The sequence below is a fragment of the Mucilaginibacter sp. genome, from assembly GCF_036383575.1.
GTDB lineage: Bacteria > Bacteroidota > Bacteroidia > Sphingobacteriales > Sphingobacteriaceae > Mucilaginibacter.
The window spans coordinates 1-13,306 of sequence record NZ_DASVOB010000104.1 but is presented as its reverse complement, the minus strand read 5'-3'; the positions used below and the strand labels follow the sequence as shown (position 1 = coordinate 13,306).

The 13,306-nt window shown below is 41.1% G+C and carries 10 protein-coding genes and 2 tRNA genes; 3 read left to right on the top strand and 9 right to left on the bottom strand.

Translation table 11 applies throughout. The annotated features are described in order from the left end of the window. The coding region (locus VF500_RS03905) for an MFS transporter (RefSeq protein WP_330858412.1) at positions 1 to 979 on the top strand (979 nt) is incomplete at its 5' end. Positions 980 to 1,076: 97 nt separating this feature from the next. On the opposite strand, the gene VF500_RS03900 is transcribed toward VF500_RS03905, so the two are convergent. From VF500_RS03900 to VF500_RS03870, 7 genes are all read right to left on the bottom strand, one after another. After that, entirely contained in the window at positions 1,077 to 1,355 is a 279-nt protein-coding gene (locus VF500_RS03900; protein ID WP_330858411.1) for a hypothetical protein, read from the bottom strand. 270 nt (positions 1,356 to 1,625) lie between these two features. Next, positions 1,626 to 1,699: transfer RNA gene (locus tag VF500_RS03895), tRNA-Asp, on the bottom strand. Between the two features lie 103 nt (positions 1,700 to 1,802). Then, positions 1,803 to 1,876, bottom strand: a tRNA-Asp gene (locus VF500_RS03890). A gap of 186 nt (positions 1,877 to 2,062) precedes the next feature. After that, positions 2,063 to 4,447, bottom strand: a complete 2,385-nt coding sequence (locus VF500_RS03885; protein ID WP_330858410.1) for a hypothetical protein — start codon at positions 4,445 to 4,447, stop codon at positions 2,063 to 2,065. A 47-nt stretch (positions 4,448 to 4,494) separates the two neighbouring features. Beyond that, positions 4,495 to 5,670, bottom strand: a complete 1,176-nt coding sequence (locus tag VF500_RS03880) for a DUF4249 domain-containing protein (protein ID WP_330858409.1) — start codon at positions 5,668 to 5,670, stop codon at positions 4,495 to 4,497. 9 nt (positions 5,671 to 5,679) lie between these two features. Beyond that, on the bottom strand, positions 5,680 to 8,421 hold the full coding sequence (locus VF500_RS03875; RefSeq protein ID WP_330858408.1) for a TonB-dependent receptor: 2,742 nt from the start codon (positions 8,419 to 8,421) through the stop codon (positions 5,680 to 5,682). Positions 8,422 to 8,532: 111 nt separating this feature from the next. Beyond that, complete coding sequence (locus VF500_RS03870; RefSeq protein WP_330858407.1) at positions 8,533 to 9,264, bottom strand: hypothetical protein; 732 nt, start codon at positions 9,262 to 9,264, stop codon at positions 8,533 to 8,535. 268 nt (positions 9,265 to 9,532) lie between these two features. Between VF500_RS03870 and VF500_RS03865 the strand changes: the two genes are divergently transcribed. After that, positions 9,533 to 9,889: a VOC family protein gene (locus VF500_RS03865; protein ID WP_330858406.1), complete on the top strand. Its 357-nt coding sequence runs from the start codon at positions 9,533 to 9,535 to the stop codon at positions 9,887 to 9,889. A 1-nt stretch (position 9,890) separates the two neighbouring features. Beyond that, complete coding sequence (locus tag VF500_RS03860) at positions 9,891 to 10,490, top strand: hypothetical protein (protein ID WP_330858404.1); 600 nt, start codon at positions 9,891 to 9,893, stop codon at positions 10,488 to 10,490. A 7-nt stretch (positions 10,491 to 10,497) separates the two neighbouring features. Here VF500_RS03860 and VF500_RS03855 read toward each other — a convergent pair whose 3' ends face one another. Continuing rightward, complete coding sequence (locus VF500_RS03855; RefSeq protein WP_121232608.1) at positions 10,498 to 11,190, bottom strand: response regulator transcription factor; 693 nt, start codon at positions 11,188 to 11,190, stop codon at positions 10,498 to 10,500. Positions 11,191 to 11,307: 117 nt separating this feature from the next. Then, entirely contained in the window at positions 11,308 to 13,083 is a 1,776-nt protein-coding gene (locus tag VF500_RS03850) for a HAMP domain-containing sensor histidine kinase (protein ID WP_330858403.1), read from the bottom strand. Between the last annotated feature and the right edge of the window lie 223 nt (positions 13,084 to 13,306).

Sequence of the window (13,306 nt, the reverse complement as noted above, 5' to 3'; positions counted from 1 at the left end):
GTTTAGCCTTGGCGCGTTGGTGGTATTTATTTTGGCCAGTGTGGTTATTGCCGTTACTCATAATATTTATGTTATTTACGCCATGCGGATCATCCACGGTATTGCAGTTGCAATGATAGTAGTGGCTAAACGCGCTTATTTTGTGGACGTTTACGAAGGCGAGCAGTTAAAACATTACTTGAGCATGTTCACCATCATTTGGTCGGCCGGGCCTATCATAGCACCGTTCTTAGGCGGTTATTTTCAAAGTACGCTCGGTTGGCAGTCTAACTTTTATTTCCTGGCAGCTTTGGCATCGGTTATAACGGTGCTGGAGATGATATATAGCGGCGAAACCATTCGTCATCGTACAGAATTTCATTTAAAGAAAATAGCCGGGCTGTATGCGGAAATGATCAAAACAACTACGTTTAGTCTTGGCATTTTGATGCTGTGTTTTGCCTATTCCATGGTGATCATGTACAATATGACAGGACCGTTTATTGTTGAGCATCACTTTAATTTTACACCCGTAGTTGCGGGCTATTGTTCACTCATTTTGGGTTTGGCCTGGATGGTAGGCGGCTTTATTGGCAAAGCATTGATCAGCCGCCCGTTTTTTGGTAAGCTATTCGTTAATATTCTGTTACAGTTGTTAGTTGTAGTATTAATGATAATCAGCGTAAACTTTGTGAGTAATGTTTATGTAATGGTGTTATTTGCCTTTGTGATACACATAGGAGCGGGATTTACATATAATAACTATTTCACCTACTGTTTAGGCCGATTCCCAAAAAACGCGGCTATGTCTGGCGGGCTTACCGGCGGGATGGTATATGTGATCCTATCGCTGCTTACTTATATTGTTGTTGCAGCTATCCCGGCTAAAGATGAACGCAACCTGAGTTATAGCTATTTGGTGTTTATCCTTTTATCGGTTGCAGTAATGCTGATATTATTCAGACTGAATCGAAATCCCAGGAACTCAATTAACGAATAATAACCATTTAAGCGAACAACAATAACTGTCTAAAACTTGATTGGAATACCGTCGGGCTGCTGAACATGCCTTGCTTTTCCATGCTGTTCTGATAATTTTAGATTTCTTTTGCATCAGAAGCCCCTTTGACATTGATCTTGCCATCTATGATTTCCAGATCGTCAATAGTTAACTTACCTATACGCATCTGGTCAACTGAAGCCTTTTTAACAGATAAACGCCCAAGATAAAACGCACCAATGGCGATTGACCCTATCGCAATGCATCCCAATGCAAAGGCTCCTGTTACACCGGCACCTATTGCCCTTGCACCCAATGCATAAGCGCCCGTCGCCTGAGCGTGCTCTATTTTTTTATTTATATCTTTTGTCCACATGATCTTGTGTTTTGAGTTATTATCGTGACTTGAGTTTTTTAATAACAAATTCTTTGATAAAGAGTTGATAGTTGAATTGTTTTTTATAGCAAGTGGCGGCACGTCATCAAATACCTCCGCGTAGAATAAAGGAGCCTTTGTTAAAAACGAATAAATTTATAAGTCGTTCAATTATCGCAGATGTGGATAACAGAATATTTTTTGTGGATCCGGAGCTCGTCTAAAAATCCTTTAAAAGCAAAAAGCCTCACTTTTCAGTAAGGCTTTTAGCGGAATGGACGGGACTCGAACCCGCGACCCCATGCGTGACAGGCATGTATTCTAACCAGCTGAACTACCACTCCTCCGTTTGGGGTTGCAAATATACAAACCTTTTTAAGGTATACAAATTGTAGAGCTAAAAAATTTTAAAAGCAAAAAAGCCTTACTTTTCAGTAAGGCTTTTAGCGGAATGGACGGGACTCGAACCCGCGACCCCATGCGTGACAGGCATGTATTCTAACCAGCTGAACTACCACTCCTCCGTTTGGGTGTGCAAATATACAAACCATTTTATTTTACGCAAATTGTTTTTTCAAAAAAGTTCGTTATTTGAAAGATTAAGGGCTTTTTTGATTTATCTGCCTTTTTTGATTGGCTTTAACATATTGATAATCAGTACATAAATAAGATACTGCAATTTATGGCTCACGGATTTTTTTTCATAATTACTTCACGTCAAAGCTAAAATACTGGCTTGCGGCATCGCCTCCGGCTGTAATTCCCTGTACGATGCCGATATATTTACCTGTTTGGTCGGACGTATAGAACGACAGTTGATTTTTGCCCGAAGCCGAAGTGTTGATTTCAGGGGCCCAGTAAAGCAGGCTTCTGAAATCGGGCATCCTGCTTTTAGCTGCCTGCTCTGTATCATATACCGGTGAATAAAACTCACGCTGCAACTGCAAGCCTTCATAATCGAGCACAACAGCCCTTGGGTCTATTTCAACACCGCCGAGATCTCCTTTATAGGTTGTAAAGCTTAAAACCCCTTCATAAACCGATGGTCCCCAATAATATCGGTAAGGCACATCCTCAAGCTTACGAACTTTTAACGGATCAATAGCCATAACCTTATCTATATTAAACACAGGTACGTCATCAAGCATTACCAACGGATCGCCATCTAAAAAGCCATTGCCGTTAAGTACCTTAATATGATATCGCTTTTGTGACCTGGTAACCCATACTTCCCTTATGTATTCCCTCAACACTTCTTCCATGGTTGTAAAACGGGTATAATTGTCCAGGAGATAGGTTTTAAAAGGCGTTGAATAAAAGCCTGAGCTATCAACTGCAGGTTCATAAAAGTGCTTGATCTTGTTGGCCCAATAGATATTCTGAACCTGTGTACCCAAACTTCCCTCTTCAATGGCGCTTTGCATGTCCCTGGTAAGGCTAAATTTTGGCAAGGGATATTTTGAGTATTGCTCAGAAAAAGGGCTTAAAATGTCTATATGATAGGCTGTATCCCGCTCTGAATTGGTTTGAGCTACTATTTCGCCGGGACCATAAAGTTGCCTGGTATTGAAAACCAACCTGCCTGCCGAATCGCTTTTTGCCGCATAAAGCTGTACCCGTTTTCCCGGAACGCTTAAATAGGCCACTATATCTTTGGCAATACCTCCCGTTTGAGTATTGGCTATTTTACCGGTAATCAGGTGCCCGTCATACTCAGGCAAAAAGTTAAATGCCGCCGGCTTGCTGCCAAGCACATTACTCCATTGAAACCTTCGCCAGCCTTGCGTGAGCATAAGATTATCAAGGGCCTCATCGGCTTCTGCACCGGTATTTTTGAAATAATAACCCGGCGATTCAATGTTTCCCCGCAGATCTGACTTTAACCACAGATAACTGAATATTTCACCACCATCTACATTTTGCAACGAATCAAGCCTGTAAACCGCCATCGACAGGTTAGCGGGTTTTACCTGTCCCGCTAAATCTTTGGCAGTAATATCTACGTTTACTTTTTTACGGTGGGCATATAAGGATTGGTCGGCAGTGGCGTTAATGCTGAGGTTTTGTTTGGGTCGCTTAAAATAAAGCCTTTCGCATACGGGATGCCGTGCGCTATTGAAAATTGTCAGGTTCGATACCCCTTCGCCCAATTTAGTTTTATCAAGTATAAAGCTGGCTGTGCCGTTATTAAACTGTGCCGTCATACCTGCTTTAATCAATTGCCTGGTATGTGCAAAAAGATATAATTCGCCGGCTTCAACACCCGCTCCCTTTACTGTAACCTCTATCTGTGCGCTGCCTGCGTCTTTTACCGTCATTACATAGCCCAGGCTATTAACCGCGGGCAACTCCCTGGTAACGGTGGCATTATTGCCCGGTTTTACAATGGCCTTATAAACATTTCCGGCTGCCGGGGTAAAACCAAAGCTACCAATGCCAAATTTCAACGGCTGGAAGCGTGCTACCGTATCATTTTTCTGATCAATAACAAAACCTCTGTACTCGTTCAAGCCCTTGCCGTCGGGTGCTGTAACCTTAAAAGCCACTCTGCTGTTGATCCCGGCAACAAGATTTCCTCCTTCCGGGAAAAACTGAACATCATAGTCCGGTGCCTGTGCTTTAACCGGTGCCTCCGGAGATTTTAAAGGATTTACAATGGCGATCACCTTTTCAAAATAATAATCGGGACTGAAATTCTTCATCCAATTGGTATACGCCCTTAATTTATAATTACCATTACCTGCCGAAACAGGTATATATACAGAGCCACTCCCCAAGCCGTTTTTCATTTCTATTTTGGTTTGGATTATGGCATTTTGCTTGCCATCCAATACGTCAACATATACAACTTTGCTAAGGCCAAGCGGCTTGTGATAAGTGGCATCCACGCTATAGGCTTTAAACCACAAAATTTCGCCGGTCAGGTATGCGCTTTTGTCGGTATGCACAAAGATCTTTTCCTGTACAGTGGCCTGGCCATACTTGTTAAAGCTATCGGAGATTTGACCTATAGTTTGTGCCAATCCGTTCAGTGATAACAGCAGCATGCCTGAAAGCAGTGGAACGATAGCAAGTTTTTTAATTTCATTCATAGCCGAAACCTTATTGATTTGTTTTCATGGCATCATTTATAATTTTCTTATCTCTCTTTCCAATATGAAGGCGTTGGCACCCGCCCCCTGATCCTGCAATCAGTACATTCGATAGAAGAATAGGTATAGCCAATTACACTATTTTGTTGTGTTATAGCATCTACAGGTATCGCAGTACCGTTAATTATGATACTTAACACATCATCTTGCCGGGTTTTAGGATTAAAAAAAAGTGCGGTATCCGGAGCGGCGCAATCATACGGGTATTTTGCCACCCAATCTTTTGGTACGTCAGCATTATCAATAAATACTCTTTTGGATTGAATGTTGGTTACGCTTATATACCCGATAACCGGTTCGGCAGCGTCTTTTAAGTTATGAATATTGCCTGTCAGCTGCGATGGCTGTGCATCAAATATACTACCCAGCTGTTCTGTATTCTTTTTAAGATTTTCCCAAAACTGGTAAGCTTCCTTAGTTAAAGCATATTGTTTAAGCAGTATCGTATACCGCATTTCAATTTTTTCCGATTCGGCAGCAATGGTTGTTAAAGGTTGTTGAAAGATAACGTCCTGGGTTAATTTTGCTGACGAGCCAATAACTATGGTAGTTGATTTATCGCTCGCAAAGCAATAATAGCTAGATTCGCTGGGGGGCCTTGCAATCACCATCTTAGCTTGCTGATCAACCATGTATGATGATTGATACTTTGCATGAAAACGCCATGTTTCGTCAAATGACCACCGGTAATAACGGGTGCTGTTACTGGCATCATGCGTATTAGTATATAATTGCAATGCATTGTTCTTAACCAGGAAACCTATACTATCTATCGGCTGGGTCTTTTTAACCTCAACATAATCTGAAGCATACTCTTTACTATCACCGGTTAAAATATGCAGCCGGTATTTTTTAGCAGCATCAAGGCTTAGCGATGGTACAGCATAAAGTCCGCTACCCTGTGGATTAAGCGTATAGGCCGCCCCACCTTCGGCTTCAACAGATACGGTGCAATTATCTACGCCGCTTGTGCTTACATTCCCCGAAATATTTACTGTTTTACTTAATCTTACTATGGTCGAATCGCTGCCATTATTTATCACGCCCTCAACAACCAGGTAATGATTAGGAGCATCCACGATCTTAGGGTTATATGGCTTTTTACAGGTAGTATAAATGCCGCCCAGCAACAATAAGATCAATATGTATCGTTTTCCTTTCATCACTTTCAATTAAAACCTGATATTATAATTAATAAACGGAATAGGCCTGGCAAATATGGATAGCTTATATCCGTTAATAACCCCGCCCTGTTCGGTAAAGAATGTTGAATACGCGTTTTGCCTGCCAGTCAAATTATACACACCTATTGTAAATGAGTTATGTGTTAACTGATGCACTTTGTGGTTCCCTTCAATGTTCATTGAAAAATCTGATCTGAAATAATCCGGAATGCGGTATTGGTTCCTGTCCGAATAAAATACCCGCTCCGAACCGCCGTACTCATACTTGGCAATAGGCAGCGTAATAGGCCGGCCTGTGCTGTACGTAAGATTTAAAGAAACACTAAACCTGTGCGAAAACCTGTAGTTACCAATAAAATTAAAGCTATGCGGCTTATCAAAATTTGCAGGGTAGTAAGCGCCGCCATTGATCAAATCGCCCACGTTAGGGTCATTTTGCCTTAAAAACGTGCGGGAATAAGCATAGCTGATCCAGCCGTTGGCTTTACCGGTGGCTTTTTTTACTAAAAACTCAATACCGTATGCCTTACCCTGCGTGCCTACTACATCTGTTTCAATATGATGGTTTAATACCAGATTTGCCCCACTCTTGTAGTCGAGGTAATCCCTTAACCGTTTGTAATAAACTTCAACCGATGTTTCAATAGTATTTGATTTTAAATTATGATAAAGCCCCAGTGATACCTGGTCGCCATATTGAGGTTTGATGTTGGGATCGCTCAGTTGCCAAACATCGGTAGGAGATATAGCTGTAGTATTTGATAACAGGTGGATATACTGCCTGAGGGTATTATACCCGCCTTTTATAGATAGGTTATCACCCAATTGGTACCTGGCCGAAACCCTGATCTCGGGCCCCGAATAAGTTTTAATAAACTTACCGCTTGCATAATTGGTACTATCCAACAGGTTGGTACTTGTTTTAGGCAGATTAGGGGCATAGTTATAAACTGTTTGAGGTCCCAGGAAATTATAGATAGAATACCTTATGCCGCCGCTGATCGACAGATCGTCGGTCACATCAAACTTATCGCCCAGGTATAAGGCGCTTTCCAGGGCTTGTTGCGTGGCAACTGCATCAGGAGTTACTAATGATTGGGCACCAAGGGGCTGAAAGTTACCCGGATGGAGCTTATAATAAATAGAACTCAATCCAAAGTCGACAGTATTTTTACGATTGAGGTAATAAGTGAAATCTGCTTTGAAATTACTTTGGTTGATATCAAAATTCAGCTTATAGGCATTCACCGGGTTATCGGCGCTTGAAACATCATACTGGTACCTGTCAATCCCGGCGGTAATAACGCTGAATAGTTTATTATTAAAATTATGTTTCCATTTAAGGTTGATGTTCCTGTTGCTGTAACTGTAGGCGGTGTCACTGTTAAGTTTAAACTTGTCCCTGCTTATGTAGCTGGTTAGGTACAGGTTGTTTTTATCATCTATCTGGTGGCTTATATCCAGGTTAAGATCGTAAAATGAGGCCGAACTGTGCTTATAGGCATCAGGCAGGAGTTTGAGGAGCCAGTCGGAATAAGTAGTACGGCCACCGAATGAAAACGAGGTTTTATCTTTAATGATAGGCCCTTCAACATTAAGCCTGCTGGTGATCAAACCAACGCCTGCCGATCCGGTAAATTTCTTTTTATTACCCTCGCGGTTGGTTACATCCAGTACCGAGGATAAGCGCCCGCCAAACCGTTCGGTGATACTGCTTTTGTATAACTCAATATCCTTAACTATATCTGGGTTAAACGATGAAAAGAAGCCGAAGAAATGCGATGGGTTATAAATAGTAGCATCATTCATCAGGATCAGGTTCTGATCGGCAGATCCCCCGCGTACGTTAAAACCCGTTGTAGCCTCACCAACCGACTGAACACCCGGTAGGGTAAGCACCACCCTTAATATATCAGCCTCGCCAAATACGGTAGGCACCTGTTTAATACTTTTAATGTCAAGCCGGTTTACGCCCAACTGCACGTTGCGCACGTTGGCCACTTTTTCGGCAGAGATCTTTACTTCTTTAAGACTGGTTACCTGCTCCTGCATTTCAATGATGATTTTACCATCCGAGTAAAGGATGATCTGCCTGCGGGTGTCACGCATACCAATGCCCCTTACACTCAAAACCTGCCTCCCTTTGGGTAGTTTAATAGTGAAATAGCCAAACTGATCTGTAGCTACGCCGGTTTTGGTATTGGTGACATAAATACTGGCACCGGTTACTGATTCGCCCGATTTTGCTTCTTTTACATAGCCGGAAAGTGTTGCTGTACCGGCCTCAATGGTGTTGGTTTTAAGCCCTATTTCGTACAGTTTGTTTTCGGTAGTTGCTTCAGGGACCTTTTTATCTTTATCAGGATCAGCGTTAGCAGGCGAAACACTCATATTAGCTGCAGTAGCATTGGCCGCTGTTATGCCAAAATAACCCACTGCCAGGCCGGTTTGTATCTCTCGCCCTTTTGTTAAAAACACCTGTTGCTGTTTAGTGATGGTAAAACTAAAACCGGTGTTTTTAAAAGCCTGGTTCAATATAGTTTCAATGGGCTTATCCGTTAGCTGCAGGGTTACCTTCAAACTGTCAAACTGCATTGAGTCGTAAAAAAAGTGAAAGCCCGATTTTGCTTCCAATTCTGTTACAACCTGCTCAATGGTAGCTTGCTGAAAGTTTACGCTGATTGATTTCCCCTGCCCCTGCTGGGCCTGGCACAGTTTAATTAAAATCAAAAAACAGAAACTTAGAAAGTAAATTTTTTTCATCCGGTTATTTTATTTTCCTGCCGTATACATTCAATACAATATCATCTTCGCCATGTATTAACAACATGGCACAGCGCATTAATTAGTTAATTGATCGTAATAAGTAGCCACATTGACTACAGCCCGTTCAAAGTTTTCGCGGAAGTCAATATCATTTGTCCTTATATATTTCCGCAGCTCTTTTTTCTTATCCTTAAAAATATCTAACAGCCCGCCTTTTCCACTAAAACTAAAATAGTTGCCCCCTTTTTTAACATAATAGTCTTTTGTCTCGCTAAAATAAGATTCCACTGTATTATTGCCGGTGCTGGTTTGGATGCTCTTGGCCCTCTTTACTATGATCCCGATTTTTCGCCCCTGATATAATTGATCGTAAAAACCGGTAGCAAGTGCAGCCTTACCTGTCGAATCGGTATTAAGGCGGATAAAATGATGGTTAAGTAACCAAAACTCAGGTACGCGTTCGCTTAGCAATGAAAATTTTGTAAAGTGATTATAAAGCAGTACAACAACCACATCTTTGTTCAGATCATACAGCATCGGGACATCGCTGTAAACCGCCGCGCCATATCTTACAGAACCCGTCGTAAAAGATTTATTATCAAAAACATACGCATTACCTTTTATTGTAGGGTCATAAAATTCATATTCCGGCCCGTTATACAGATGTGATTGTTCACCAATGGCAGTATTATAATTGGCAACTACGAGGCTTAAACCTGTGCTATCAATACCTGTTTGTGCAGAAACATGACTGCTTGCTATGATGCCCCAGGTGATGACTAAGGCCAGGAGTAGTTTTTTTAACATTTAGGTTTTTATAAAAATGAAATTTACGTGACTTCCAGTTAATTACCAAATAGCATCCCTTTAATACATCGATACATATGTATTAATCATGTTACATGAAAAAATTAATATGCGGCTGTATATTTAATTACGTTTCGGTTAAAACAGACGCAACACGCACTGATAAATAATTACTTATTAAGCACTTACATACGAGCCTTAAATAATTAGCCCGGGAGGCATCACGTTTTGGATAATCTTTATACTTTTATAAATATTAGTCCCGATTATGCTCAAAACCGCCATACCAGTTTTAGCGTCGCTGAACGAAGAAGAAACCGTAAAATTTTATACCGAAAAGCTTGGCTTTACTTTTAAGGCAAGCTGGGACGGCTACCTTATTATGCATAGGGATAACCTGTTCATTCATTTATGGCCGTGTGATAATCCTGAAATTGCTAAAAACACGGGCTGTTACATATTTGTAACCGATGTTGATACGCTTTATACCGAATATAAACCGCTGGGCATAGTACATCCTAATGCCGATTTGCAAATAAGGCCCTGGAAAACAAAAGAGTTCAGCATACTGGATAATAATGGCAATATCATCCACTTTGGTGAGGATGTTTCGGATGAGGAATAATATGAAACAGTTATTAGTTTTTGTGAATTGGATGTTAATGATATCATCATCCCTTGCCCAATCAAAAACGTACTCTACAGTAGCTATTGGCAAAATCCCGGAATCGCAGCTTACATTCGTTGAAAAATGGGCATACCCATGGCATATTATAAAGATCAAAGATGGCAGGTTTGAGGACAGCGAAAGTGGAAAAATAATTAAAGGCAAAGTTGCCCGCCTATACTTCACTGCTAATTGCCAAACCGATGTACAGGGAGGCTATTCAATAAGATATTGCTACGCCTCAAAAAACAAAGATACTATCAGGTTGAACTTTGCCGATGGCTTACCTGCTTATGCCAATGAGTTTAATATTTATATTGAAAAGGATAGATTTTCTTTTGAGCCGAAAATTATCTATCCCCAACTGACACCTAACGAAAAATTAATATATAAGCCCATTAGTAGTAAACTTATACTTGATCATAACAATTATAAAACGATCAAAGTGATTACAGGCTATATTAACGCCGTGTTCGAAGAAATCACCTACAGCAGCAACAAAACACAAACTGTTAAAAAATATTATTTCAGGGGTTATTTTAAAGCCCCTGTAAAATAACCTTAACTTAGTTGATCAGCAGCTTATATCCGCGCCCATGCACGTTAATAATCTCAACGTTGGGGTCATCCTTTAAATACTTACGGATCTTGCTCAGAAATACATCCATGCTGCGACCATTAAAATAGTTATCATCGTGCCAGATGTTCAGCAGGGCTTCTTCGCGGGTAAGCACTTCATTTTTATGAACACATAGCAGGCGCAGTAACTCGGCCTCTTTGGTTGATAACTTTTGCTGGGTTTCGGCAATGGTGATCATCTGGGTTGTATAATCAAAAGTATATCTGCCAATTTTGAAGGATGTTTGCTTTTCTTCTTCCTTTTTACCGGTGTTGTCTGTGCGTTTTAACAGGGCGTTGATACGGAGCAGCAATTCTTCAATGCGGAAAGGCTTTGTTATATAATCATCCCCTCCTAAATTGAACGCCTGGGTTTTATCCTCAATCATACCTTTGGCTGTAGCAAAAATAATAGGCACCTGGGCATTGATCTTACGGATATCTTTACCGAGGGTAAAGCCGTCCTTTTTAGGCATCATCACATCCAGTATCAGCAGGTCATAAGTTTGTTTGGTAAAAGCGCGTAAGCCTTCTTCGCCATCCTTACATAACACCACATCAAACTTACCTTTCAATTGCAGATAATCCTGCAGTAACAAGCCTAAATTGGCATCATCCTCAACCAGTAGTATTTTCTTCATATATTTTTTAGTCCGAAAGTCCGAGGTCGGAAAGTCCGGAAGTTCTTTATTCGTATCGAGAGATAGGCTGAGCTCATCTTACGGACTTTCGGACATCCCGACTTTCCGACTCAAGAATTACGCTATCGCAAACTTCAGCTCAAATTCCGAGCCCTTTTCCTTTTCTGATTTAACACTTATGGTACCATTCAGTCGTTTTACTATGGTATTAACATAGCTTAAACCCAGGCCAAAGCCTTTAACATTGTGCAGGTTACCGGTAGGGATACGGTAAAACTGCTCAAATATTTTTGATTGCTGATCACGGCTCATACCTATACCTTTATCAGCTACTTTAATAACAACCTGCCCACTTTTAACAAACGTACTTATAGTTATATCGGGCGCCTCGTTGCTGTATTTAATGGCATTATCAACCAGGTTGTATAACACGTTCGAAAAATGCAGCTCATCCGCAATAATATAGGCGTTTTCGGCATCGAGGTGCAGCGTGGTTTTAGCATCGCATTTTTGCAGCTTTAACGCCATACTGTCAAGCACTATGCTCACCATTTCGTTAACATCAACCGGCTTTTTCTCCAGTTTAAAGTCATTGCGTTCAATACGGGCAATATTTAACACCCGTTCAATATGGCTGCCTAAACGGGCATTCTCTTCAAAAATAATGTTGGCTAAACGGGCCACCCGACTTTTGTCTTCGGCAATTTCATTGTCTCTTAAAGCTTCGCTGGCAATCATGATGGTTGATACCGGAGTTTTAAACTCGTGGGTCATGTTGTTGATGAAATCGATCTTCATTTCTGAGATCTTTTTCTGCCTTAGTATCGAAAATATAGTGTATCCGAAGCAAAGGATCAGCACCATAGTGAGGCCGCCGGTTGTAGCCATGGTGGCGGTCATATTGCTTAATATCAGTGAGTTTTTTTGAGGGAACGAAAGCCTGATCTTCCCCGGGTCATTGATCACCTCTTTGGTAAAAATGGGGGTTTGGTAAGTGTTTGCCGCCACAAATACGGGCGGTTTTTCGCCCTGGCTATCACTGGCGTTCGAAAATATCAATGAATCGCTGTTAGCAGTTGTAACCTCATAGCTGAAAGGCAGGGAAATGCCTTTATTATGAAGCTCAAAGCGCAGCAATGAATCTATCCAGAAGGGATTGATCCGTTTATCCAAAGGCTCACCCGATTTACGGTATTCTTCGGCCAGGTTTTCGATAACAGTTGGTTTACTGCTCACACTGTTAGCTTTTTCAAGCGAATCGTTTTCAAGCATTTTTTTGATCTGCTGAACCTGCCGCTCTTTTTGCTTGCGGGTTTGCTCCTGTACCCATAACGGATTGATACGTGGCACCGAGATCATTTGCTTGCCAAACTGCGGATCGACATAAACATACCTCAGCGTATCATATTTATGAAGCTTTCTGGAATGACTTACCCTGCGGGTAATGCGGGTATGTACTATCTCGGGGGTAAGCTGTTCATGCACTACACCAAACTCGTCGGTATATTCTTCAACACGTACTTTAAAATCAACAGTACCTTCAGTTTGCAATAAGCCGTTAAGCTCATCATCCATTTTTTTGCGCTGGATCATGCGCTGCAAACTATCGCGTAGCAAAGCAATTCGCTTTTCGCGGGCGGTAGAATGTTTTTTTTCTTTAGGTAACCCTGTTACTTTTATGGTGCTGATGCCCGTTTCTTCATTATCGGTGCTGATGGCCGCCTGCTGGGTTTTGGCCTTCAAAAAGTTATTGGCATCCTGGCGGGTAACTTTATCCACCACATTGTTCATAGCCTCCCTCACCTGTCGATCGAAAGAATCGGATTGCATCTGGTATGATTGCCTCAGGAAATAAAATTGCATAGCCATTACGCCCAAAAGCGCAAAACTCATTAAGCCAATTATTAAACCTATGCTCCTCTTCTTCATTTGTTGAACAACAAAATTATCCTAAATCCGCACACAAAAATTGCATTTAACAAAATTTAACAAATGTAATTAATATTAAAGTGTTGTTTTCTACGGTTTTATTGCGTCGATACCTTAAAGTTTTATAATCGATCAGCAAAAAATTATTTGCACAATAAAACATTAATCGTAATATTGCGATATAATT